Source organism: Streptomyces sp. SAS_270 (assembly GCF_052543295.1).
On sequence record NZ_JBMNDS010000081.1, the window covers coordinates 1 to 23,725 of the forward strand.

The 23,725-nt window shown below is 70.5% G+C and carries 19 protein-coding genes; 12 read left to right on the forward strand and 7 right to left on the reverse strand.

Annotation, left to right across the window (positions count from 1 at the left end; translation table 11 throughout):
- Window positions 1-44: 44 nt before the first annotated feature.
- Window positions 45-341, reverse strand: a complete 297-nt coding sequence (locus ACN6LB_RS36905; protein ID WP_445029669.1) for an antibiotic biosynthesis monooxygenase family protein — start codon at window positions 339-341, stop codon at window positions 45-47.
- A gap of 306 nt (window positions 342-647) precedes the next feature.
- On the opposite strand from ACN6LB_RS36905, the gene ACN6LB_RS36910 reads away from it, so the two are divergent.
- Window positions 648-2,207: an FG-GAP repeat protein gene (locus ACN6LB_RS36910; protein ID WP_445029670.1), complete on the forward strand. Its 1,560-nt coding sequence runs from the start codon at window positions 648-650 to the stop codon at window positions 2,205-2,207.
- Window positions 2,208-2,498: 291 nt separating this feature from the next.
- On the opposite strand, the gene ACN6LB_RS36915 is transcribed toward ACN6LB_RS36910, so the two are convergent.
- The gene (locus ACN6LB_RS36915) at window positions 2,499-4,412 is read right to left on the reverse strand and encodes an acyl-CoA dehydrogenase family protein (RefSeq protein WP_445029671.1); all 1,914 of its coding nucleotides are present in this window, start codon (window positions 4,410-4,412) and stop codon (window positions 2,499-2,501) included.
- A 403-nt stretch (window positions 4,413-4,815) separates the two neighbouring features.
- On the opposite strand from ACN6LB_RS36915, the gene ACN6LB_RS36920 reads away from it, so the two are divergent.
- The 5 genes from ACN6LB_RS36920 to nhaA all read left to right on the forward strand — a co-directional run bounded on the left by ACN6LB_RS36920 (window position 4,816) and on the right by nhaA (window position 11,188).
- Window positions 4,816-5,496: a ScbR family autoregulator-binding transcription factor gene (locus ACN6LB_RS36920; protein WP_356140206.1), complete on the forward strand. Its 681-nt coding sequence runs from the start codon at window positions 4,816-4,818 to the stop codon at window positions 5,494-5,496.
- 126 nt (window positions 5,497-5,622) lie between these two features.
- Entirely contained in the window at window positions 5,623-6,861 is a 1,239-nt protein-coding gene (locus ACN6LB_RS36925; protein WP_445029672.1) for a cytochrome P450 family protein, read from the forward strand.
- A gap of 447 nt (window positions 6,862-7,308) precedes the next feature.
- Entirely contained in the window at window positions 7,309-7,926 is a 618-nt protein-coding gene (locus ACN6LB_RS36930; RefSeq protein ID WP_445029673.1) for a ScbR family autoregulator-binding transcription factor, read from the forward strand.
- Window positions 7,927-8,181: 255 nt separating this feature from the next.
- Complete coding sequence (locus ACN6LB_RS36935; RefSeq protein ID WP_445029674.1) at window positions 8,182-8,700, forward strand: adenylate kinase; 519 nt, start codon at window positions 8,182-8,184, stop codon at window positions 8,698-8,700.
- 595 nt (window positions 8,701-9,295) lie between these two features.
- Window positions 9,296-11,188 (forward strand): Na+/H+ antiporter NhaA, encoded by a 1,893-nt coding sequence (nhaA, locus tag ACN6LB_RS36940; RefSeq protein ID WP_445029675.1) that lies wholly within the window; start codon window positions 9,296-9,298, stop codon window positions 11,186-11,188.
- A gap of 13 nt (window positions 11,189-11,201) precedes the next feature.
- Here nhaA and ACN6LB_RS36945 read toward each other — a convergent pair whose 3' ends face one another.
- From ACN6LB_RS36945 to ACN6LB_RS36965, 5 genes are all read right to left on the reverse strand, one after another.
- Window positions 11,202-12,044 carry a metallophosphoesterase family protein gene (locus tag ACN6LB_RS36945; protein ID WP_356140202.1) on the reverse strand — a complete coding sequence of 281 codons (843 nt, stop codon included), beginning with the start codon at window positions 12,042-12,044 and terminating at the stop codon, window positions 11,202-11,204.
- Window positions 12,045-12,049: 5 nt separating this feature from the next.
- Window positions 12,050-13,594: an AMP-binding protein gene (locus ACN6LB_RS36950; protein WP_445029676.1), complete on the reverse strand. Its 1,545-nt coding sequence runs from the start codon at window positions 13,592-13,594 to the stop codon at window positions 12,050-12,052.
- A 46-nt stretch (window positions 13,595-13,640) separates the two neighbouring features.
- Complete coding sequence (locus ACN6LB_RS36955; RefSeq protein WP_445029677.1) at window positions 13,641-14,600, reverse strand: ACP S-malonyltransferase; 960 nt, start codon at window positions 14,598-14,600, stop codon at window positions 13,641-13,643.
- Window positions 14,601-14,678: 78 nt separating this feature from the next.
- Window positions 14,679-15,674 carry a helix-turn-helix domain-containing protein gene (locus tag ACN6LB_RS36960; RefSeq protein ID WP_445029678.1) on the reverse strand — a complete coding sequence of 332 codons (996 nt, stop codon included), beginning with the start codon at window positions 15,672-15,674 and terminating at the stop codon, window positions 14,679-14,681.
- Window positions 15,675-15,872: 198 nt separating this feature from the next.
- Window positions 15,873-16,238, reverse strand: coding sequence for a hypothetical protein (locus ACN6LB_RS36965; RefSeq protein ID WP_445029679.1), 366 nt, complete (start codon window positions 16,236-16,238; stop codon window positions 15,873-15,875).
- 224 nt (window positions 16,239-16,462) lie between these two features.
- Here ACN6LB_RS36965 and ACN6LB_RS36970 point away from each other — a divergent pair, with 224 nt between their 5' ends.
- The 6 genes from ACN6LB_RS36970 (at window position 16,463) to ACN6LB_RS36995 (ending at window position 23,713) form a co-directional block, all read left to right on the forward strand.
- Window positions 16,463-16,648, forward strand: coding sequence for a hypothetical protein (locus ACN6LB_RS36970; RefSeq protein WP_356140197.1), 186 nt, complete (start codon window positions 16,463-16,465; stop codon window positions 16,646-16,648).
- A gap of 95 nt (window positions 16,649-16,743) precedes the next feature.
- Entirely contained in the window at window positions 16,744-17,502 is a 759-nt protein-coding gene (locus tag ACN6LB_RS36975; RefSeq protein WP_445029680.1) for a hypothetical protein, read from the forward strand.
- Between the two features lie 12 nt (window positions 17,503-17,514).
- Entirely contained in the window at window positions 17,515-18,432 is a 918-nt protein-coding gene (locus ACN6LB_RS36980) for a multinuclear nonheme iron-dependent oxidase (RefSeq protein WP_356140195.1), read from the forward strand.
- The gene (locus ACN6LB_RS36985) at window positions 18,429-21,578 is read left to right on the forward strand and encodes a carbamoyltransferase C-terminal domain-containing protein (protein ID WP_445029681.1); all 3,150 of its coding nucleotides are present in this window, start codon (window positions 18,429-18,431) and stop codon (window positions 21,576-21,578) included. The genes ACN6LB_RS36980 and ACN6LB_RS36985 overlap by 4 nt, the downstream gene beginning before the upstream one ends.
- Window positions 21,571-22,866, forward strand: coding sequence for a YcaO-like family protein (locus tag ACN6LB_RS36990; RefSeq protein WP_445029682.1), 1,296 nt, complete (start codon window positions 21,571-21,573; stop codon window positions 22,864-22,866). The genes ACN6LB_RS36985 and ACN6LB_RS36990 overlap by 8 nt, the downstream gene beginning before the upstream one ends.
- Window positions 22,853-23,713 carry a TfuA-like protein gene (locus ACN6LB_RS36995; protein ID WP_445029683.1) on the forward strand — a complete coding sequence of 287 codons (861 nt, stop codon included), beginning with the start codon at window positions 22,853-22,855 and terminating at the stop codon, window positions 23,711-23,713. Before ACN6LB_RS36990 ends, ACN6LB_RS36995 begins: the two co-directional genes overlap by 14 nt.
- Window positions 23,714-23,725: the final 12 nt, after the last annotated feature.

The window sequence follows — 23,725 nt, forward strand, 5'->3', positions numbered from 1 at the left end:
GGACGCCGCGCGCCGCGGCGTCCGGCCCAGGCCCTTCCTCCGGGTCAGGCCGAGTAGGAGCCCCTGACCTCGAAGTGCTCGACCGTCGGCGGCCCGGTCAGCCAGTCCTTCAGGCTCGCCTGGAAGTCGCGGAACTCCTGGATGGCGGGCAGCGGATTCTCGACGCCGTCCGCGAGTTCGAGCTGCGCCACGTACGTGACGCCGTCGGGCAGCCGGTAGGAGGCGTAACGCACGCCTGCGGGACCGGCGTTCTCGATGGCCGTGAACATCTTCCGGAGCGCGTCCTCCAACTCGGCGGTGAACTCGGGCTTCACGGTGGAGCGCACCATAAGAACAGTCATGTCGTCATCTCCGTGTCTGGGAATGTCCATGTCCTGGCCCCCTGTTCGGGGCGCCATCTCGTTGACGTATCCAGAGGGGGATGTGTGACAGCGTGTGCGGAGGTCCTGTCGTGGGCGGATCGATGTTCCTGTTGCGCAACATCTGTCACCGGCGTGTCACGGCCCTCTGGAGCGCCACAACTCTTCTGCGGTGTCTCGTGTCGAACCGGGCGTGAGGAGGGGGCAGGCGCTTGTGACCAGATCCGTTGAGAAGCCTGTTCCCTCCCGAACGAATACATCGACCGCATGACCAACGGGGAGCAGACCATGACCAGCACGTCGCACACGCCCGACTCGACCGACGCGCTCCGCGGTGCCACGCGCGCCACTCGTTCCCGGCGCGGCGCCGCATCGGCCGTGGCCGCCGCATCGTTCCTGCTGCTGGCGGGTGCGGGCATCATCGCCGCGCCGGCAGCCCAGGCGGGCGTTCCGGGCGGTACACGCGCCGACGACCGCAACAGCGACTTCGACGGCGACGGCTACAACGACGTCCTGATCGGCGCGCCGGACGGCACCGTCGCCGGCAAGAAGGGCGCCGGTTACGTCACGGTGCAGTACGGCGCGGCGAACGGTATGGGGACCAACGCCAGCGTTCCCGGGGCCCGTACGGCCGTCTTCAGCCAGTCCACCGCCGGTGTGCCCGGAACCTCGGAGGCCTACGACTCCTTCGGCGCGGCCGTGGCCACGGGCGACCTCGACGGTGACGGTTTCGACGACGCGGTCATCGGTGCCCCCGGCGAGGATGTGGGCTCCACCGAGAACGCCGGGCACGTGACCGTCCTCTACGGCTCCAAGACAGGGCTGAAGGCCCAGCGCAGCGCGTCCTTCTCGTCGGCCCACCGCACCGCAGGGGCCCGGTTCGGGCAGGCCGTCACCGCGGCGCGGTTCACGGGGGCGACGTACGGTGACGAGATCGCCGTACTCGACCAGTCGGGTGCCCAGGTGTACACCTACGACCAGGGTGTGCTGCGGCGGACGGCCGGCATCGACACGACCGGCCACCCGGCGGACCGCGTCATCAATCCCGCCTACCTGACGACGGGCGACTACGACAAGAACGGCTACGCCGACCTCGTCATCTCCGGATACACCCCCGACGCCGACTACGCGCAGGGCTGGTCCACGGTCTTCTCGGGCGGCGCCCACGGTCTGACGCACGTGCGCGACCTGCGTGGTGGCGTGTCCTCCGCCTCGGGCGACCTGAACAAGGACGGTTACGACGACCTCGTCGTCGGACAGTCGAGCAGCCAGGACGCCGAGGCGGAGGGCATGACCGGCGGACTCGTCGCCGTGTACTACGGAAGCCCGGAAGGGCCCGCGGACTACGAGGGTCCGGGCAACGGCCCGCAGTGGTGGCATCAGAACACCTCGGGCGTGCCCGGTGCCGGCGAGCACGGCGACGCGTGGGGCGCCGACCTGTCCGTCGCCGACGTCAACGGTGACGGCTACGCCGACCTGGCCGTCGGAGCGCCCGGGGAGGACGTGGGCACCGTGCGGGACGCGGGCGCGGTGTGGGTGCTGCGCGGCTCGTCCGCCGGACTGACCACCACCGGCGCGCAGTCCTTCGACCAGAACAGCCCCGACGTCCCCGGCACGGCCGAGACGGACGACGAGTGGGGCGCCCAGGTACGGCTCGCCGACACCGACGCGAACGGCCTCTTCGACCTGGTGGCGGCCGCCCCTTCCGAGAACTACAGCGACGGCGTCGTCTGGGTGCTGCCGGCCAGCACGAGGGGACTCGTCGCCGACGGTTCGTGGACCTACGGCGGCGGCGCGCTCGGCGCCTCGGGCAGCGGTGCCCGGTTCGGCGCGGCCATCGACGAGTGACGTACGGCGCGACGCATGACTGAGGGGCTGCCGACCTGCCAGGACGGCAGCCCCTCGGCGCGACGGCGGGTACCGGCGAAGGGTTCCCACGCGAGCGCATCTCCGGTCAAGCCTTGTGGGGCCTGTACAGGACAAGCCCCACAAGGGCACCGGAAGACCGAAGACTCAGGCCTTTGAGCTGAAGACTGGGGACGGGACCGCTCCCGCGCGGTCCGGTGTGCGTAACCATCAGGCGGTCGGCGGCCGATGCACTCATCGGCTCCCGCGCCTCGCGCCGTCAGGGCGGAGCAGCTAGTCGACGAGCGAAGGGCAGCCGCGGTTCGCGATGGGCACCGCGTCCAGGAACTCGGCCGGGAGGTCGAACGCGTCGACGAGCGTCATCATGTGCGGAGCGAGGCTCTCGACAACCTTGTCAACGGTGTGCGGCAGAGCGCGCACATGCTCCACGGTGATGTGGCCGTCGGCCAGCAGGTCGCCGGTGTGTGGCCCGAGTTGCTTGAGGAGGAAGAGCAGGCAGAGCCGGTCGAGCAGGGCGCGCGCCTGCGGCCCCACCGCGTTCGCGGCCGCTTCGAGGAACGCGTCGGCGGCCTGCAGCCGGGCATGGACCGAGACCATCTCCAGGGCGGAGGAGGACGCGGCGTTCCAGCGGGCGATCGGATCACCCGCGGGCCCCTGACGGAGGCTCTTGCGGGCCCGGGTCTGCCAGATCGCCTCGACGTGGGAGAGGAGGCCACGCAGAAAGTGGGGGTCCGTCAGAACGCGTTGGTCGGGGGGTGTTTCGTGCATCTCCTCGTCGGTCCGGTGGCCGAAGAGCATCTCGGCGGCGGCCTTCACCCAGATGACGAGGTTGTCGCCCTCCGCCGTGATGGTCCCCTCGACGTACTGCGGGTAGTCGGCCAGGCCGTTCACGGGGAACAGCCCCTGGGCCCCGCACCGTTCGCGGCACTCGACCGTGATGGAGCGTGCCTGCCAGGTGATCCAGCCCTTCGCGATGGCGACCAGACGCTCGACGTCCGTCCTGTCCTCGGGAGTGTGCCGCGCCCACCGGGACACCACCGAACGGTGCAGGAACGTCATGGCGTACGCCGTGGAGAGCGAGTCGAGCAGCCTGCCGTGATGGCTCCGGTGCGCGTTCACCAGGATGCGCTCACCGTTCTTGGGACCGCTGATGTGCCTGAGGTGCGCATGGCGTACGGCGATGGCCAGGGCGGCTCGGGACGCCCCGACGGCCGCACCACTCATGCAGAGCTTCCCGGCGGTGACCCGATTGATCGACTGCAGGAACCGCTTGCGCCTGTTGCCCCGGCTGCTGGTGAGGGTCCCGTCGATGCTGAGATGTCCGTGGTCCGCTTCGAGCAGGGCCTCGCGCGGCAGCACGACGTGGTCGAACGCGGTGAGGCAGTGGTCCACCGGAGCACCGGTGCGCAACGGCAGTCGGCGGACCGTCACGCCCGGCAGGAGGCCTGCCTCGTCGCTCAACGGAGTCAGGAACAGGAAGACCCCCTGATCCTTGCCGTCGATCATGAGCCGTGCGGCCACCACGGCGGTCTTGGGGCCGCCCGTGGTGCTGGTGTTCGGCATGAACTTCTGTGCGCCGATGTGCGGCGTGTGGAGGATGAACCCGCCTGTCCGCGGGTCGAGTTCGGCGGTGGTCTGCAGTGCCGCGGCGTCGTTCCCGTGCTCCAGCTCGGTGCACAGAAAGGTGCCCGTGCGCCGCATGGAGGTGAAGTCGGACAGGTCGCGTCGCCCGCCACCCTCATGGTCGAGGAGGCTGCCCAGGAACAGGTTGTAGTGGATGCTCGCGACCGTGCACAGCCCTCCGCCGCCGTCCACGATCGCGGTCCATTCGTGCAGGCTCGCCAGCCGGCTCGGGTCCTGTACCAGGTCTTCGGGGCGGTCGACGGTGTCGTTGACGAGACGCAGCCAGTCGTAGGAAAGGGCCATGCGCTCGTCGGGAGACAGCCCGGGTCGGTGACGGAACGTTTCGCTCGATATGAGGTCGCGCCAGGGACCGTGGATGCGGCGTCGATCACCGCGGTCGAACAGAAGATGCGTGAGCTCGCCCGTGGTCACGTCAACGGTGCCCATGCGGGCAAGGGTGAGGCTTTCGGTCTCGGACAAGCTGTCCTGGAAGGGGTGACCGGAGGCGTACTCCGGCAGTCCTGCCAGGTTGGGGGGCTTTGCGTGCGACGTCAGAAGGGTCATGACCCTCTCCCCGTGTCTCTGATCCTGAAGGATGAGATGCGCAGAGCCCAGAAGATACGGACCTACCGGTTTTCTTATCAAACCAAATTTTGGTAAATCGCGACCTGGAAGCGTCTCCGGCTTGAGCCCTTCGTGTCCCAAGTGGGCAGCGGAATGCCCCAATCGCACTTGAGGGTGGGGTATTCCACTTGCCGGGCGGGGTGACAGGGGGATTGAAAAACCGCCTGAGTGGTTTTATTGTGTGCCCTACGGGGGTACGCCTCATCCGCATGCGAGCCGTGCCGGGGTGGCGTGATCTCGTTTCGTGCTCTTGATCGCCTGGCTCGCCCAATGGCAAGATACGAACCTGCCGGTTTCTTTTCCCTGGTCGGTCGGCGGGTGAGACCTAGTGCGGAGGTGGGCCATGGCGGTTCAGGAACGAGCCATCAGGACCCGACGAGCGATCCTGTCCGCTGCCGCCACGGTGTTCGCCGAGGTCGGGTACGAGGCGGCGACCATCTCCGAGATCCTCCAGCGGGCCAATGTGACCAAGGGGGCCCTCTACTTCCACTTCGCCTCCAAGGAAGAGCTGGCCCAGGCCGTCCTGGCCAACCAGCTCTCCTCCGTCCCGGCTATCCCCGCGCAGGAGCTGGCGCTCCAGCAGGGGCTGGACGAGGCATTCCTGCTCGCTTACCTGCTGACTTCCGGCGACCCCATGGTGCAGGGCAGTGTGCGGCTGACGGTGGATCAGGGCGCCCCGCAGGACGGTCTGGACCGCAGGGTTCCGATGAATGCGTGGATCGACCACAATGCCGGCACGCTCACCCGGGCGAAGGAGAACGGGGAGTTGCTTCCCCAGGTCGACGTGGTGGCCGCGGCGAAGTTGTTCGTCGGTGCGTTCACCGGCGTCCAAGTACTTTCCAAGATCATGACCGGGCATGAGGACCTGATGGACCGGCTGGCGCAGCTTGAGCAGCACCTCATGGCGAGCGTTGCGGTCCCGGCGGTGCTCGTCCGTCTGGACATGAACCCGGACCGTGGGATGCGGGTGTACGAAGCGGCCATGAAGCTGCAGGAGGACGCGGAGTTGACCGCGGCCGGCTGAACGGTTGGATCCTCCGGTGACGCATCGGTAGCGCATCGGAGGCGGGAGGGCCCCGACCTCTCCCATGGGCACGGCGAAAGCACAGCGCAAGCAACGCAACGTCAGATCAACCCAGGGAGTGCACCGATGGAAACGTCTGCCTGCCCCTACGCCCTGGACGTGTCAGGGCGGGACCTCGCCGGCGAGGCCGCGATGCTGCGGGCTCAGGGCCCCGCGGTCGAGGTGGAGCTGCCCGGTGGGGTCATCGCGTGGGCTGTCGTCCAGCAGGAGTACGTCGAACGCCTGCTGACCGACCCGCGGGTGTCCAAAGATGCCCGGCAGCACTGGCCCTCGTTCATCGAGGGGAAGATAACGGAGGAGTGGCCGCTCTACCCCTGGGTGGTGAACGAGAACATGCTGTTCGCCTACGGGGAGCGGCACACCCGGCTCCGCCGCATGGTCGCGGGGGCCTTCACGGCACGGCGCTCCGAAGCGCTGCGCCCGCGCGTCGAGGAGATCTCCGCCGAACTGCTCGACGGACTGGCCGCCCTCCCGGCAGGCGCCCCCGTCGACGTGCGTGCCTCGTTCGCCGAACTGCTGCCCATGCGCGTGATCTGTGAACTGTTCGGTGTACCCCAGGGGGCCGCGACGGAGGAGCTGTGCCTCGCGCTGAGCACCGTGTTCAGCACCACGGTCTCCGCCGAGGGAATCGAGGCGGCCCGGATCAAGGCCTTCGAGCTGCTGGCCGCGCTGGTGGCCACAAAGCGGAACGAGCCCGGTGACGACCTCACCTCCTCGCTGATCGAGGTACGCGACCAGGGTGGCGACCGCCTCAGCGAGCACGAACTGCTCGGCACGCTGTTCCTGATGATCGCCGGTGGGCAGGACCTGACGACCGCTCTGATCACCAACGCTGTCGGCGCGCTGCTCCAGCACCCCGAACAGCTGGAGCATGTGAGGGCCGGCCGCGCCAGCTGGTCGGACGTGGTCGCCGAGACCATGAGAGCCCACACGCCAGGGGCTTACTGCCCGATCAGGTTCGCGGTGGAGGACATCGACCTGGACGGCGTCAGGATCAAAAAGGGCGACCCCATCATCGTCTCCTTCGCCGCCGGCGGCCTGGAACCTGAGCGGTACGGAGAGGATGCCGCGCGGTTCGACCTGTTGCGTACGGACCGTGACACCCTGGGATTCGGGCACGGGCCGCATCGCTGTGTGGGGGCTCCGCTCGCCTGGGTGGAAGCCGAGGTCGCCCTTGCGGCGCTGTTCGACCGGTTCCCGGACCTGGCACTCGGCTGCGCTCCGAAGGAGCTCGAGCCGTTGCCGACCTTCGTGGTGAACAGTTACCGGTCACTTCCAGCCGTGCTCCGCCCCGCCGTTCGCTGACGTACGGGAGCAGCCTCGAGGACTGAACTCCGCCAGCCCGGTCGGGCCGGCGGAGTTCTGCGTTGTCGGGAGGCGCTCGCGATCTGCGCTCAAGCCGTTCCCGAGCACCGTGAACGACCGTAACGCGGAATGACTGGTGTCACTTCATCCAACATTCACGAACCATGCGGAAGGTTTGTGGCGTAGGAAGGAGGGGTTGCATCAGTCGGTTGGGCGGCACCGGGGCCAGAAATGGCGTACAGACGGGGTCGGTGTTCGCCCCGTGGAACGGCGCCGAGCAGGCCGGATGCCGCCCTGGACAAGTACTCGAGGATGTGGAATGTTGTACGCCGAATTAACATACCAAGCACGCGGTTTGATGCCCGGTGGTACAGAACGCTCCCACGCCTCGGGGGAGGCGGATGCGGTGGTCCCGGTTCTCCCCGCGAGCTCCAAAGGAGAGGCGTGATGGTCAAGCAGGTTCGGGCGGCGCGTACGCGGCAGGCCCTCATCGACGCGGCGGCCGAGGTCTTCGCGGAAGACGGGTATGCCGTCGCCTCACTGCCTGCGATCAGTAAGCGTGCGGGCGTGAGCGCCGGTGCTCTCCACTTTCACTTCCCCAGCAAGGACGCTCTGGCCCGTGAGGTGGAAACGGCGGCCGTGGGCTCCGTCGAGTCCCTGGCGATGCGCTTCCGGTCCTCGGCGGACACGTCGCTTCAGGCGCTGGTGAACGTGACACACGAACTGCTGCTGGCCGTCACCGCCGACGCCGTGATCAGGGCGGGGTTCAAGCTGAGCGGTGACCCGTCGCGCAAGAACGGGGCCGGACTGCGGCAGTGGTGGCGGACCTGGGTCCATGAACTGCTCCTCCAGGCCCAGAGAGAGGGGGAGTTGGCCGAGGAGGTGTCGCCGGAGGGCGCCACGGCGGCGATCGTGGCCGCCACCGTCGGCTTCGAGACGCTCGGCGCCTGGGACCGGAACTGGGTCTCCCAGGAGTACGTGGCGGAGTTCTGGGTCCTCGTCCTGCCGCGCCTGGCGGCCTCCCGGCATCAGGAGTTGCTCGTACCGGGCGGAACGGGCCGCTGACGCGCGGCGCTCGGCCTGGGGAGAAGCGGCGAGTGCCGGGGGACAGGGCAAAAGCCGGCACCAGAGCCCTCACCTCGCCGGAGAACCGGCGAGTCCTCCTGGCGCCACGCCATCATGTGCAGGAGCGACAGACCGACGGGACGGAGGGGCGATGCAGGTGAACCGTGCAGATCCGTGCACCGCGTTGAGGTCGGATCGGCCCGAGGAAGCCGTTTCCCGCCCCGCTGAAGTGCGTCGTCCCTCGGCCGGTTCGTGATGAAACGGATCTTGGTGGTGGGTGCCACCGGCGCGGGCAAATCCACACTCGCCCGTACCCTGAGCGGTCGACTCGGGCTGGCCTACCACGAGATGGACGCGCTGTACTTCAGCGGCCCCGACTGGGCCGTGAACCAACAGCTGGCCAAGGACGTGTCTCAGCTGGTCGCCGGACCTCACTGGGTCATCGACTCGATCGGCTCTCCGGAAGTCCGTGACCTTATGTGGGAGCGGGCCGACACCGTGATCTGGCTGGACTACGCCAAGCGCGTCGTGATGCCCCGAGTGCTACGACGGTCCGTGCGGCGCACCGTCACCCGCGAGGTCATCTTCGGCGGCAACCGGGAGACCTGGCGGGGCTGGCTGAGCCGCGAGCACCCGGTCCGGTGGTCCTGGTCGCAACACGCGGGACGCCGCCGCGAAGTCGGCCGACGCACCGTCGACCCCCGCTTCAACCCCCTCGTCACCCTTCACTTCCGCCACCCCGACGACACGGCGGCCTGGGTGAGGTCCCTCTGATCGGGCTCCGGCCGTTCCGGTCGGCTCGCCGACCCGAGCGGCTACGCCGTTGCCCGGCAGATCGCCGACCTGGAGGCCGTACGGCATCGGATCGGCGCCGCTCGGGTGGTGCTGCTCGGAGCGTCCTGGGGCGCCACGCCGAGCCGGATCCGGTCTTCACCGAGCTGCCGGCGATCGCGGTCCCGGCGGCGACCTGACATCCCGGCCGCCCCTTGAAGGACATCCCGGGCTCTTTGCCCGGCCTCTACTCCAATCAGCTCACCACCGCGGACCCGCGCCGCCGACATCCTGCCCGGCGCCACCATGCGCACCGTCGCCGCTGCCGGCCACCCCATCGACGCCGAGCAGCCCCGCGTCTACCGCGCAAGGAATGAATGGCCAGGCGAGTGGTGTTGCCGCGACAGCAGCACAAGCCCATCCGACTGGCGTGGCCGCTGTGAACGTCCGACACTTTGAGCCACGACGCGAGGTGGAGAGTGAGCACCGTCCTGACGCAGCCGCTGACCGACTGGGAGAAGGCCTTCGCCGGGCTCCGAAGCGACGGCGCGGTCGAGCTGCGTTTCGATGTCGTCCTGTTTCGAGTGAGCGCCTGAAGATGTCCTTCGAGGCCACCGACCACACGGGCGACTACACGGGGCAGAGCGCATGCGGCACCGGCGCGCACTCGCCGCTGCGCGACTTCCTGCGGACCGAGACCGGAAGCGCCGCCGTCCTGGTGACGGCGACGCTGGCCGCGCTCGTGTGGGCGAACGCCGCGCCCTCGTCCTACGAATCGTTCTGGCAGACGCATCTGTCCGTCCGGATCGGCTCCCACGGCGTCTCGCTGCACCTGCGCGAGTGGGTGAACAGCGGCCTGATGACGTTCTTCTTCTTCGTCATCGGACTGGAGGCGCGGCGCGAGTTCGACATGGGCGAACTGCGCGACCGAAAGCGGCTCGCCCTGCCCCTCGCGGCAGGCGTCAGCGGCATGCTCGTACCGATCGGCATCTACCTCGCGATCAACGCGGGCCACGGCACGACGCACGGGTGGGGCGCGGCGATGTCCACCGACACCGCCTTCGCCCTCGGCATGCTGGCCGTCGTCGGACGCCGTATGCCGCCCGGACTGCGGGTCTTCATCCTCACCCTCACCGTGGTCGACGACTTCCTGGCCCTCGGCGTCATCGCCGTCGCCTACAGCGACGACATCAGCGTGCCGGCGCTCCTCGTCGCCATCGGCACCTTCGCCGTCATCCTGCTCCTGCGCCGCCTCGACGTCCGCCGAGGCGCCGCGTACGCGGTACCGGCACTGATCACCTGGGTCGCCCTGCTCGAATCGGGCGTGGACCCGGTGGTCATCGGTCTGGCCATGGGAATGCTGACGTACGCGTACCCGGCGGCGCGCTCCGACCTGGAACGCGCCAGTGGTCTGTTCCGGCTGTTCCGCGAGCAGCCCACACCCGAGCTGGAACGCTCCGTGCGCGCCGGCCTCGCCTCGGCAATCTCCCCGAACGAGCGGCTCCAGCGCATGTACCACCCCTGGGTGAGCTATGCCGTCGTACCGCTCTTCGCGCTGGCCAACGCCGGGATCGCGGTCGACGCCGACCAACTGGGACGCGCGTTCACCTCACCCATCACCCTGGGCATCCTCTTCGGATACGTGGTGGGCAAACCGCTCGGCATCGTCGCGGCCTCGCTGCTGGCCACCGCCGCGAGCCGCGGCCGCATCCGGATCCCGGTCGGCTGGGGAGCCGTCACCACGGGAGGAACCCTCGCCGGGGTCGGCTTCACGGTCTCCCTGCTCATTGCCACCCTCGCCTTCGACGGCGCCCGGCTCGACGACGCCAAGATCGGCATCCTGAGCGCCGTGATCTGCTCCTTCGCCGTAAGTCTGCTCGTCACCACTGTGCTCAGGGCGCTGCCGCGCGGCGTGCAACTGCGGGCGCTGCTCGGGAAGGCGGAGACGATCGTGGACCTCGCCGTGCCCGTCGATCCCGACCGCGATCACATCCGAGGACCCCGGCACGCGGCCGTCACTGTCGTGGAGTACGGCGACTACGAATGCCCCTACTGCGGACAGGCGGAGTCCGTGGTCCGTGAGCTGCTCGGCGACTTCGGGGACGTGCGCTACGTATGGCGCCACCTCCCGCTGCCGGACGTCCACGTGCACGCACAGTTCGCCGCCGAGGCGGCCGAAGCGGCTGCGCTGCAGGGACGCTACTGGGACATGCACGACCTGCTCATCAGCCATCAGGGCGCCCTGCGCGCCGACCACCTGCGCGGATACGCCGCAGACCTCGGGCTGGACGCGCAGCGCTTCGAGCGGGATCTGCGCGCCCACGCGGGTGCGGCGCGCGTCGCCGAGGACGTCGAATCGGCGGACCTCAGCATCGTGGCGGGAACGCCCACCTTCTTCGTCAACGGGCGCAGGCATCACGGCGCGTACGACATCGCGAGTCTGTCCGCCGCGGTGCGCGCCGCTCGGGAGCGGGCCGCTGTGGCGGCGTAGGAAGGATCGCCGCTCAGGAAGCGGGCGGTTCGGGCAGGATCTGGCGTGGGCCGATCCGCGGGTGCCCCGGGCGCTTCCACTCGCGCGGATAGCCCACCGACACCTCCTCGAAGCGCACCCCGTCGTACCAGGTGGTCCGGGGGATGTGCAGATGGCCGTAGACCATGGTGCGGACCGGGAAGCGCAGATGCCAGTCGGCGGTAAGTTGGGTGCCGCACCACAGGGCGAACTCCTGGTAGTGCAGGATGCGGGTCGGCTGGCGGACGAGCGGGTAGTGGTTGACGAGGACGAGCGGCAGGCCGGGAGGGCATTCCAGGAGCCGTTTCTCGGTCTCCTCGACCCGTGCCCAGCACCACTCCTCGCGGCTCGGGTACGGGTCCGGGTGCAGCATGAACTCATCGGCGCACACCACCCCCGATTCGTAGGCCCGGTCCAGTGCCTGCTGCTTGGTGTGGGCCTCCTCGACGCGAAAGCTGTAGTCGTACAGCAGGAACAGCGGGGCCACCGCCGCGGGGCCGCCCGGGCCGGTCCACACCGGGTAGGGGTCCTCGGGGGTGGACACGCCGAAGCTGCGGCACACCCCCACCAGGTACTCGTAACGCTCCAGGCCGCGCAGCCGCAGGGTGTCCTCGCGGTGCGTCCACAGATCGTGGTTGCCCGGGGTCCACAGCACCTTCGCGTAGCGGCGGCTGAGCAGATCGAGCACCCACTCGATGTCGGCGGCCTTCTCGGCCACGTCCCCGGCGACGATCAGCCAGTCGGCGTCCGACTGCGGGCGCAGTTCACTGACGACCTGGCGGTTCTCCGAGAAGGCGGCGTGCAGATCGCTGACGGCCCAGAGCGTCGGCTGCCCCATGAAGGTCAGCCGCCCGCGATCCCGGTCCCCGCCGCGGCCTGGGCGGCCGACCGCGCCGGACGCACAAGCAACTCGCCTGCCCGGCGGGCGAGTTCCTTGCGGTCGACCTTCCGGTTGGAGTTCAGCGGGAACTCCGTCACGTGCTCGAAGCGTCGCGGCAGCATTCCCTTGGGCAGCACCTCGCGCAGCGCCCGCGCGAACCGGGCCGCGGGACGGACCTCGCCGGTGTAGTACACGACGATCTCCGTACCGGATTCCCCCGAGGTGGCCACGGTGACCACGTCCTGCACGCCGTCGCAGGCACGCAGCGCGTGGTCGATCTCGGCGAGCTCCACCCGCCAACCCTGCACCTGCACCTGGGAGTCGAGGCGGCCGAGGTAGACCAGCTCGCCGTCGGCCAGGCGGCGTACCCGGTCCCCGGTGCGGTACCAGACGCGGCCCTCGCGCTCCACGAACCTGCCCTGGTCGTCCTCGGGGTCGAGGTAGCCGGTGGCCATCTGCGGCCCGGTGATGAGGAGTTCGCCCTCAACGGGGGTCTCCCGGTCGTTCTCGTCGACGAGTACGTGGTCGTGGCCGTCGTGCACGGTGCCGATCGGGACCAGGCCGTTGACACAACGGCCGGGCGAGGTGTCGGGGTTCCAGCGGTGTCCGGTGATGGTGACGGTGAGTTCGGTGGGCCCGTAGATGTTCTCCAGCGTCGATGCGGGCGCGGCCGCCTGCCAGTCCACGGCATCGTGCGCGTGCAGGGCCTCCCCGGCGAAGAAGCTCCAGCGCAGCCCGGCGAGCGCCCCGGCGTCCAGCCCGCCCATGCGGCGTACGAGGGAGATGGCGCTCGGCGTGGCGAACCAGACGCTCACGCCGTGCTCGCGGATGTGCGCGGGCAGGTCCAGGTAGGCGGTCTGCGGGGTGACGTCGACGGTGGCGCCCGAGCCCCAGGCGCAGAACAGGTCGAACATCGCACAGTCGAAGTTCAGGTCGAACGTCTGCGAGAAGACGTCGTCCGGCGTGAAGTCGTAGCGGCTGTCGAGGAGTTGGAAGTAGTGATGCGTGCTGCCGTGACTGATGGGCACCCCCTTGGGGCGTCCCGTCGAGCCGGAGGTGAACAGCATGTACGCCACGTCGGCGGGTTCCACCGGGCGCGGCCGGGCCAGGGCGAGCGACGGGTCCGGCTCGGTGACCGGGATGCCCGCACCGTCGTCGTACATCCGGGGGAGCGCGGCGCGTCCCCGGTCGTCGGCGATCAGGGCGGCGGCGCCGGAGAGTTCGAGCATCCGCCGGGTGCGGGCGACGGGGAAGTCGGGGTGCAGCGGCACGACCGTGGCACCCGCGTACAGACCGCCGAGGATGCCGGCGTACGCCGTCACAGTCTTGCCCGCCAGGACGCCGACCACCTTCGCGCTGCCCAGCGAACCCGCCCACGTCAGCGCCTGTTCGTGCAGCGCCCGGTAGGTCACGCTCTCGGCGCCGATGCGCAGCGCCGGGCGGTCGGGCGACAGTGCGAGTCCGCGCAGGAAGCGCTGGTAGAGGGCCTGTTGCTGCTGCTCGGTCATGCTTCCTCCGTCACGGCACGAAACGACGATCTCGGTCGCGGTGGGCTCAGGCGGCGAGGACGCGCGCGGGCCTGCGCCGGGGCCTGAGGGCGAGGCGGGGACTGGCCGGTACGACCTTGAAGTTCTTCGACGCCACGCCCACCCGCCCGAACAGCGCGTCCTGCCCGGCGACATAGAGCGTGCCCACGCCCTTGTCGCGCAGCGAGGCGAGCGCCCCCGGCCAGTCGACCGCGCGGACACAGCAGTCGAGCAGCAGATCGCGGATCTCCGCGCCGGTGGTGAGCAGCGAACCGTCCTGGTCGGAGACGACCGGCAGATGCGGGTCGGCGAACTCCACGCCGTCCAGCACCTCGGCCGCGGCCCGCTCGCGCAGCGCTCCGAACGCGGCGGAGTGCATGGGGGGTTCCATCACATACAGCGGAAGCCCGCCGAGCGCGCGCAGTCGCTCCTGCAGCCACTCCAGCTTCGCCTTGCGCAGGGTGACCATCGCGAAGTCCTCGTCCACCACGCACGTGATGTCGAACCACTCGCCCTGCTCGGTGAGTTCGGCGAGCACTCCGTCCAGCGTGGCCCGCGGCGTCCGGGCGAACGACTGCGTGGCGACCTGCTCGGCGTAGTCCTCCGCGAAGAACGCGTCCAGACAGTGCGCGAACCGTTCGGTGACCCGAACCCCGTCCGCGAACGACAGCGCCCCGGAGTGGATCGCGGTGGCCTTTCCGCCGAAACTCGGCCCGGTGACATAGGCGGGCACGAAGCCGAACTCGTCCTCGGCCCACTGCGCCAGCGCCACACAGTTCACCAGAAAAGCGACCTGGGCATAAACCGAATAGTCGCCCTCCGCCTCCCGGAACCGGTCGAACAGCGAATAGCCGAGCGCCTCGTCGGCCTCCGCGGCCAGTTTCCGCGCGAAGCGATTGACCACCATGAATTTGCCGACCTCGGAGAAGGGCGCGGGCCCCATCCCCGGAAACACCAGGGCACTTTCCGTGCGGTCCTCAGTCACCATGGCCCCAGTCTGCTGACGGAACACCACACCAATAACCCCTAACCGCCCCCAGCCGCCCCTGATAGGGGCGGGACACGGCTACTCCTCCGCAGGCAGCCAGCCCCGGGCCACCGCCCGGCAGCCGGCCTGGAAGCGGCTGCGCGCCCCCAATGCCTCCAGCAGCTCCGCGGAGATCCGCCGGGCGGTGCGCGGCGACACCCCCAGACGCTTGGCGATCGCCTCGTCGGTCAGGCCCTGGCCGAGCAGGCGCAGCGCCTCCGCCGCCTGCGCGGTCAGGCCGTGCTCATCACGCTCCCTCGCACCCCCGCCGAGCGGCACCGCGCCCCGCCAGACGCATTCGAACAGCGCGCACAGCGCGGTCACCGTGCCGCCACCGGTGAGGATCAGCGCACCCGACGTACTGCTCTCACCGTCGACCGGGACGAGCGCGGTCCGCCGGTCCACGACCACGAACCGGACCGGCAGCGCGGGAGCCGTGCGCACCTGCCCGCCGCACTCGGCAAGTCCCCTCGCACACTCGAGGTCCGGGCCGCTGTTGTGCACGCTGTCCAGGCACAGTGTCCGCAACCGCACGCCCCGCTCCAGGAGTTCACGCTCCAGCAGCCGGGCCGCCCGCTGCCAGTCCTCGCCGAACGCACCCGGCGACAGCGTCAGCACCTCCTCGCGCGCGCCATGCAGCAGGGCCCCCGCCCGGTCGCGTATCTCCTGTGCGTCGTCGAGGCGTTCGACCAGCTCCACAGGGCGACGTCCGTCGGCGGCGCCGAGTTCGGCGATCAGCTCACCGGCGGCCAGTTTGGTGCGTTCGCTGCGCTCCTGCTCGGCCGCGAGCCGGGCCTGCTGACGGGCGAGCAAGGTCTGTACGGCCACCCGCGGGTCCACCGTGCGAAACCGCTCCATGCCGTCGGGATGCCGGCGTACGAGGGCCAGACTGCTCAAGTTGTCGAGCGCGGAGCGCAGTTCGGCCTCGCAGATCCCCAAGTGGTCCTGGAGGGCGTCGAAGTCCGTCTGCGGGTGGGCCAGCATGGTCCGGTAGACGCGTACGGACGCGGCATCGAGTCCCAGCGTGCTGAGCACGGTGAGGTCCCTCCTGACGGCAGTCGGGTGCCGGGCGGCGGTCCCCGCGCCCGGTGGTGCGACCGGCCCGGTCACGCGGTTCCCGGCCCGGCGGGACGGCGGTTCCGGCCGTGCGTATCGTGCGCGGGCCGACTTGAGGCCGGGTACGGCGCTGCTCGTCGGCGGCTGTGCGCGGGTGAGGAGTGAGGGCGACGGGTGTCAGCCGGGGGCTCGGTCGCCGTCGTGCGGCTCCGCCCGCGGGCCGGGGACCGGATCCGCGGCGATCAGGTCGTCGAAGTACGCGTCGACGAGTGCGGCCGAGCAGCTGGTGACGGTGGCGCCGGTCAGGTTCGGTTCGCAGGACAGCGTCCGCTCGACGACGGCCAGCGCGACCCGCTCAGCCGCGATCATCGCCGACGCCGTCACGAAGACGCCGACCGTCACGCCCGAGCCGTCCGCCGCCGTATGAAGGCTCACATGGTCCACCCGCTCGCCCGCCACCGCATGGCCGCGGACGCGGGCGCCGAGGCCGGCGGGCGGTACCAGGGCGCGGGGAAGTGCGACGCGTACGTGGACGAGGTACATGGTCCGAGGGTCCGAGCCCGCGGTGGTGAACGCCAGGCATCCGGGTGGACGGAACATGCCGCTGCCGGTTGAGGCCAACGGCAGGGGGCTGACATTTGATCGTGCGGTGGGTGAAGCTCTCGTTCAGCAGCCGGAAAAGGGCTGCAACTCCCCGGTACGTGCGCCGGTTTTCGGATATCCGACTGCTGGATTTCCAGCGGTCGTTCCTGTCTGTGGAGGTTTCCATGCCCGAGAACATCGATGCCATTCTGGCGGCCATCGACAGCAACAAGTCGATCCGCTCCGCGGTCATCAACCGCCTCACGACGGCGTACGCCGCCGAGTTCGTGAACCCGCTGCGCGCCGAGATCGGTGGCAACGACGACATCTCCCTCGACTCCGTCAACTCCAACAAGGAGTGGCAGGAGTAGAAGGCGCGCCTTCTCTCCCCGGGGCGGCAATCTCCGCCCCGGGGGGAGGCCCTGACCGCGCATCACCTCTTCACACCGAAATCGGCGGGTGGGCAGTGACCAGTGTTTTGCGTACGCCAACTCAGGACCGGACGCGTGCTCTCCTGCTGCGCGACGACCGGCGCGCACGGACGGAACTGATGCTGCGGCTGATGTACTCCTCCAGCGCCGCCGCGCAGGTCCTGCACGCCCTCGACGACGGCACCTCGCTCGACACGACCACCGCCGCCGTCTTCGCGACCGTCGACTTCCGGGCCCTGGCCGTGGAGCGCGCCGCCCGGCTGCGCAACCTCTCCCGCCATCTCCAGCGCACCTGCCCGCCCCTGTGGGCGTGCCTGGGCGAGGACGTCCTCACGCCCCTGGTCGAGGGGTACGCCGACGCGGAGGCCTTCTGGCAGAGCGAGGGCCGCACACTGTTCGAGAACTTCTGCCTGTACGCCCATCGCGCCGTCGCAGGCGCCTCCCGTCTGCACGCGGACGTACTCCAACTCTTCGGCCTCATAGGCCGGTTCTCCGCACCGGAACTCATCGCCCCGCCGCCGGACGTCTGCGCCTGCACCACCGGAATCCCGGGCGAGGGGCTCGACGCGAGCCGCGGCGCGGACTCCCCGTGGAACGCCGGGCACCTGCCCGCCCCCACCGTCCCCGGCGCCCTTCAGGTGGAGGGCTTCCACTCTGCCTGGCGGCTGGTGGACGAGCGGGGCCGGCTCCCGCTCTCCCTGCCGGACGCGCGCTTCGGCGAACGAGGCAGCTACCACATCGTCGTCGCCGCGTTCCCCGGCGACAAAGTCTCGGCCGCGGCGCTCGAGCTCTGAGGGAAGGCCAGCATGGACAGTGACGCCACGGCCGCTATCGCGCGGCTCGGATTCGGACTCGACTGGCAGTACCGCGGCCTCTACCCGCAGCCCATGCCGGAGCTGTGCGCCCGGTACGCGGGCCGGCTCAGCCATCTGTCGTGCGTCTCGCTGCCCAGCGGCACGGACGCCCGGACCTTCGTCGAGACCTGCGCGGGCGACCTGCCGGTGGTCCACCATCTGCCCGGTGTCGCCCCTGCCGCACCCGAGGGGCCCAACCTGGAACTGTTCACCCGGCTCGAAGCGGTCAGCGAGGCCCTCGACGCGGTGTGGACGTGCGAGGACATCGGGCTGTGGTCGGTCGGCCCCTACCCGCTGCCGTACTTCACCCCGCCGCTGTTCGAACGCGAAGTCGCCGACCACGTCGTGACCGGCATCAACAAGCTCCACGAACTCAGCCGCTTCCCGTTCGTCCCGGAAATTCCCTCGTGCACCCTCGCCGTCGGCCGTATGGGCCTCGGCGACTTCTTCCACCGCGTCACGGACGGCGCCGACTGCGACCTCCTCATGGACGTCGCCCATGTCTTCTCCTACGCCGTCGCAGCCGGGCAGCCCTTCGACAAGGTGCTCAAGTCCCTGCCCCTGGACCGCGTCGTGGAGATCCACGTCGCGGGCGGGCACATCGACGCGACGTACGAGAACCGCTACCTCGACACGCACAGCCACAGCGTCACCCCCGAGGTCATCGACCTGATGCAGGAGGCCGTGTCCCTCTCGCCGCGACTGCGCGCGGTCACCTACGAGATCGGCGTCGGCCTCGACGCCGAACAACTCGACACCGACTTCGCCCGCATCGAACAGCTCCTCGCGGAGATCGACTGGACTCCGGACGTGACCCGCGCACCCGCGGCCCCGGTCCCGTCCCCGGCCCTGCTCGCGGAGGCATCATGACCGCACATCCGCGCGACGCCGGACCCGCCGACGACGGCATCCACCCCTGGCACCGGCTCGGCCGCGAGAGCACCTTCGGTGAGCGGCTCGGTGCCGGTGTACGCGTTCTGGTCGTCGGCGACGGCAGCGCCCGCGCCGAGCCCGGTGCCCCCGCCGACGAGCACACCGAACGGGTCGCCACTCTGGTCGGTCAGATCGCCGGACGCCCTGACATCGGCTACGCCTCCGCGGACGCACTCAAGGCCGCCCGACTCGCCGGGAACCTGCGGGAGATGACGGCCGGCTACGACATCGTGGCCCTGCCCTGGTCGGCGCCGGAAGCCGACGCGGATCGGCTGGGTGTGCGACGCGCCTTCGAGGAAGTGGCCCGCGAGCCGGACGCCCCGGTGTTCATCGCCGCGGCCGGTCACGACGGACCGGGCCGGCTGCGCTTTCCCGCCTCCTGTACCTCGGTGATCGCCGTCGGTGTCACAGGCGACGACGGCGCACCGACCCCGTACTGCGGAAGCGACCAACTCGGCCGCAAACCACAGCTGTTGATCCCCGACGCCCCCTACCTCGCCTGGTCCACGGCGCACGGCGTCCGCCCGATGCGGGGCACCTCGGCCGCCGTCGGCATCGCCGCCGGACTGGCCGCCGCCCTGCTGGGCGCACTGCGCGCACAGTACGGCAGGGTCGCCTCGCCCATGCTGCGCGCGGCCCTGCTCGCCTCGACCGCCGCCGGCGGAAGGCTCCTGGAGGCGCCCCTCCTCGACCATCTGGACGACACGAGCCCCGACCGGCTCGCGGTCCTGCCGGCCGGACCCGGCCGACTGTGCCTGGACCTCTCAACTTCCCCTCGGACCATACGTGTTGCCGCTGTGGCGGCCGCGGAGCCCGAGACCGCCGTGGGCGCCACGGCGCCGTGGCTGCCCCCGGCGGCCACGCTGCGCATCGACGCCGGCGCCGCCGGCACGACCGGCGCCGGATGGGCCGTGTGCGACGCGCCCGCCTCCGAGTCACCCGCCCCGACCGTCGGTGTCGACTGCCCGTCCGGCGCCACGATGTACGTGGCCGTCTCGGGTGCCGAGGCCACTCCTGCCGCCCTGCCGCAGGAGGGTGCACCGCAGACTCCCGGCCGTCGCGGCCCCGTGGTGCTCGGCCTGTCGGCCAGCCACGACGCCTCGGCCTGTCTGTTCCAGGACGGCCGGGCCGAAGTGGCCGTACAGCAGGAGCGGGTGACCCGCCGCAAGCACGACGGCGTCGGATACCTCTCCTCGCGTGCGGCCGCCGACTACTGTCTCTCCTCGGCCGGGATCGCCGCCGACGACGTGGACGTCTTCGCCTTCAACGCGCAACCGCTGCTGCCCGGTTACACCGGTCTGTGCGTGCCGTCCGCAGCCGACGGCTTCGACCTGTTCGATCCGTACGACGAGCGGGTGGTGTACGTCTCGCACCATCTCGCCCACGCGTTCTCGGCGTTCTGGGGCTCGCCCTTCGACGAGGCCGTGGTCGTCGTGTGCGACGGCTCCGGCGGCTCGGTGCTCGGCGCCGACGACCTGCTGATCAGCGGTCCCGAACTCAAGGAGTACCTCGCCCAGGAGCGCCAGGGGCGGCTGCCGCAGGTGCATGTGTTCTCCGTCTACCACTTCCACCAGGACGGCTACCGCCTGCTGTTCAGGGAGAGCGCGGACTCCTTCAACGTACGCGTCGGCTCGTCCTCCCTCGGCGAGACCTACGCGGCCGTCAGCCAGTACGTCTTCGGCGACTGGCAGGAGGGCAGCGGCAAACTCATGGGCCTCGCCCCCTGGGGCAACGCCGACGCCGCGGGCCCCAGCCTCCTCGAACCCGGCCCGGACGGCCTGCCCCGCTTCCGCGGCGACTGGAAGGATCACTACCGCGCCCCCGGCTCCGGCAAGGACCCGATGGCCTGCGCCGACCTCGCCGCCCGCATCCAGGCCGACCTGGAACAGGCCCTGGTGGAGCGCATGCGCCACGCCATGAAACTGCTGCCCGACTGCCCCAACCTGGCCTACGCCGGCGGCGTCGCCCTCAACAGTGTCGCCAACGACCGCATCGCCCGGCAGAGCGGCGCCGACCACTTCTTCGTGCTCCCGGCCAGCAGCGACGCGGGGGTGTCCCTGGGCGCCGCGGCTGCCGCCCACTTCCGCGTCACCGGCTCCACGCGGCGCCCACTGGGCGAGTTCAACGACTACCTGGGCCATCCCTACACCAGCGAGGACCACGCCGCCGCCATCAACCTTTTCGGCGACCGGGTCACCACCGAGGATCTCGACCTGGAGGAACTCGCGGGCCGCATCGCCGCCGGGGACGTCGTCGGCTGGTTCCAGGACGGCTCCGAATTCGGGCCGCGCGCGCTGGGCAACCGGTCGGTGCTCGCCGACGCCCGCAAGCGCAGCACCTGGGACTTCATCAACTCGCACATCAAGTTCCGGGAGGACTTCCGGCCGCTCGCGCCGATGGTGCCCGAGGAGGTGGCCGCCGAGTACTTCGACCTCGACGCGCCCGCCCCGCACATGCTGCGGGTGGTGCCGGTCCGCGAGCAGTACCGCGACCGGCTCGCCGCCGTCACGCACGTCGACGGCACCGCCCGTGTCCAGACCGTCTCGCGGGACGCCAACCCGCGCATCCACCGCCTGCTGCACCTGGTCGGCGAACGCACCGGGTTCCCCATCATGGTCAACACCTCCCTGAACCGGCGGGGCGAGCCCATGATCGAAACCCCGCGTCAGGCCCTGGACATGCTCCTGGGCACCCATCTCGCCGCCATGGTCCTCGGCGACCGCCTGGTCCGCCGCCTCGACGGATCCGACGCCCCGCTCACCGTCGATTCCTGCATCGCCCTGGGCCCCGATGTCCGGCTCGTACAGGAACACGACGCGCACGGCAGCTCGCTGCGCATCACCGGGGGAGCGGAAGGCAAGTCGGGTGTACGGCTGCCGAGTTGGTGCTTCACCGCCCTGACGCGCGCGGCACCGGGCCGCCCCCTGTCCGCGTACCTGCCCGGCTGCGTCGAGGACGGCGGGCCGACCCTCGACGACGCGCTCGCCTTCCTCACGGCGCTGCGCGCACGATGCCTGCTGGTCCTCACGCGGGAGGCGCCGCGGGCGCGGCCGAACCCCGGCCAGGGAGGCGACCGTGGCTAGCCCGACCACCTCCCGTCAGACGCTCGCGCCCCGCCCTGCTGCGACCCGTACCCGTACCCGTACCCGCACCAGCCCCCGTCCGGCCCTGTCGTGGCTGAGTGAGCGCGCCGGTGGCCCCGTCATGTCGTCCTGCGGCACCTCACACCGTTCGGTACCCGTCGACGAGGCCGTCGCGCGGATCTGGCCGCTGAGGAACCGCATCGGCATCAGCCGCGTCGCCGACCTCACCCCCCTGGACATCCTCGGCATCCCCGTCTTCAGCGTGACCCGGCCACATGCGGCGACCGGCCAGATCACCCTCTGCCAGGGCAAGGGCAGCGGAAAACAGGAGGCGCTCGCCTCCGCGCTGTTCGAAGCCCTGGAACGGCACTGCGGATCGATCGCCCGCCCGACCCTGACCGCCACCACCGCCCAACTCCTGTGCGAGGGGCGGGAGTTCCTCGACGGCGACGCCCTCGGCCTGGACCGGCTGCCCGACGGGCCGATGGAATGGATCGAGGCCACCGACAGCGCGGACGGACACCCCGTCCTGCTGCCCGCCGCCGAAGTGCTCTTCCCCTACACGGCCCCCGCCGGCTGCGCCCGCCCCGTGCGGCCCAGCACCACCGGACTCGCCTCCGGCGCCACCTTCGCCGAGGCGGTCCTGCACGCGGCCTACGAAGTCGTGGAACGCGACGCCACCTCGCGGTACCTGCACGGGGGACCCGGACACCTGGTCGACCAGAACACCATCACCGGAGCCGTCGAACGGGACCTGCTGGCCCGGTACGCGCGTGCCGGAGTGGACAGCCTCGTCATCGACCTGACCCACACCACCGTGCTGCCGACCTTCGCCGTCTTCCTCTCCGACCCGCACGCCCACCAGGCCCACCTGGCCGTCTCCGGATTCGGTACGCACGTCAACGCGGGCGTCGCCCTGCAACGCGCTCTGACCGAGGCGGCGCAGGCCCGGGCCACCGCCATCCAGGGCAGCCGAGAGGACCTGGACCGGGTCGCGGCCGTCTACCGCGCCGACCCCGCCAAACAACGCACCGCCTTCGTGCTGCGCGCCCTGGAGGCCCGCTCGCACGGCGTCACCGACTTCCGCGACCTGCCGACACCGCCCCCGCGATCGACCCGCGCCACCCTGGAGTACGTCGCCGATCACCTCCACCGGGGCGGCTACGACCAGGTCCTGCACACCGATCTGACCGTCGCCGGACTCGATCTGCCCGTGGCCCACGTCGCGATCCCCGGCATGGTCGACTCGATCGTCGAGCCCGACAGGAGCCACCGTGCCCACCACTAGCGGGCACCGGCCCGTCGTCTACGGCGCCTCGTCCGTCCGCCCCCTGGACCCCGCCCTGCTGGCCGCCGTCGAACTGCGGCCCCCGGTGCGCCGCGGCGACCTCACCGCCCTCAAACAGCGCGAACCGGGCGTCGTGGTCCTCATCGACGGCCTGTTCGGCGCCACCATGGCCGTCACGCCCACCGAATGCCGCGATCTCCTCGACGCGGGCTGGACGGTGGTCGGCTGCTCCAGCATGGGCGCACTGCGGGCCGCCGACCTGTGGCCCCTCGGCATGATCGGCATCGGCGACATCTACACCCTCTTCCGGCTCGGCACGCTGACCTCCGACGCCGACGTCGCCGTCGCGCTCAGCCCCGAGGACGACCACGGCGAACTGACCGTGTCCACCGTCCACTTGCGGGCGGTCCTCCAGGCGGCACTCTCGGACGGAACCGTCACCGCGGCTCTGCGCGAGCGCATGGCCCGGCGCGCCGAGGACATCTACTGGCTCGAACGTTCCTGGGCCGCCTGCAGGGCCGCATGGCGCACCGACGGCATCCCGTCGGCCGCGATCGAGTCCGTGCTGCGCCTGGGCCGGGACGCCCGCCTCCACCCCAAGGTCCGAGACGCCGAGACCACGCTGCGGTCGGTACTGGCGCAGACGTGGCCCGGGACCTCGTACGCGCCCGCAGGCACGGGAGCCCTGCGCGAGGCCGAGCACACGGCGGAGGCAGTCGCCGACAGCGTGCAGCCAGTGCAGCGAGTACAGCCGGTGCGGCGCTGCGCGGCCTGCCAGGCGCGGCTGGCAGGCGACGCGCTGTTCTGCCCGACCTGCGTCTCCGAGGCACACGAGACCTGCCTCTGACCCCGACGGGAC

Coding starts and splice junctions, on each gene's coding strand:
- ACN6LB_RS36905 (WP_445029669.1), bottom strand. CDS start 341: ATGACTGTTCTTATGGTGCGCTCCACCGTGAAGCCCGAGTTCACCGCC.
- ACN6LB_RS36910 (WP_445029670.1), top strand. CDS start 648: ATGACCAGCACGTCGCACACGCCCGACTCGACCGACGCGCTCCGCGGT.
- ACN6LB_RS36915 (WP_445029671.1), bottom strand. CDS start 4,412: ATGACCCTTCTGACGTCGCACGCAAAGCCCCCCAACCTGGCAGGACTG.
- ACN6LB_RS36920 (WP_356140206.1), top strand. CDS start 4,816: ATGGCGGTTCAGGAACGAGCCATCAGGACCCGACGAGCGATCCTGTCC.
- ACN6LB_RS36925 (WP_445029672.1), top strand. CDS start 5,623: ATGGAAACGTCTGCCTGCCCCTACGCCCTGGACGTGTCAGGGCGGGAC.
- ACN6LB_RS36930 (WP_445029673.1), top strand. CDS start 7,309: ATGGTCAAGCAGGTTCGGGCGGCGCGTACGCGGCAGGCCCTCATCGAC.
- ACN6LB_RS36935 (WP_445029674.1), top strand. CDS start 8,182: ATGAAACGGATCTTGGTGGTGGGTGCCACCGGCGCGGGCAAATCCACA.
- nhaA (WP_445029675.1), top strand. CDS start 9,296: ATGTCCTTCGAGGCCACCGACCACACGGGCGACTACACGGGGCAGAGC.
- ACN6LB_RS36945 (WP_356140202.1), bottom strand. CDS start 12,044: ATGGGGCAGCCGACGCTCTGGGCCGTCAGCGATCTGCACGCCGCCTTC.
- ACN6LB_RS36950 (WP_445029676.1), bottom strand. CDS start 13,594: ATGACCGAGCAGCAGCAACAGGCCCTCTACCAGCGCTTCCTGCGCGGA.
- ACN6LB_RS36955 (WP_445029677.1), bottom strand. CDS start 14,600: ATGGTGACTGAGGACCGCACGGAAAGTGCCCTGGTGTTTCCGGGGATG.
- ACN6LB_RS36965 (WP_445029679.1), bottom strand. CDS start 16,238: ATGTACCTCGTCCACGTACGCGTCGCACTTCCCCGCGCCCTGGTACCG.
- ACN6LB_RS36970 (WP_356140197.1), top strand. CDS start 16,463: ATGCCCGAGAACATCGATGCCATTCTGGCGGCCATCGACAGCAACAAG.
- ACN6LB_RS36980 (WP_356140195.1), top strand. CDS start 17,515: ATGGACAGTGACGCCACGGCCGCTATCGCGCGGCTCGGATTCGGACTC.
- ACN6LB_RS36985 (WP_445029681.1), top strand. CDS start 18,429: ATGACCGCACATCCGCGCGACGCCGGACCCGCCGACGACGGCATCCAC.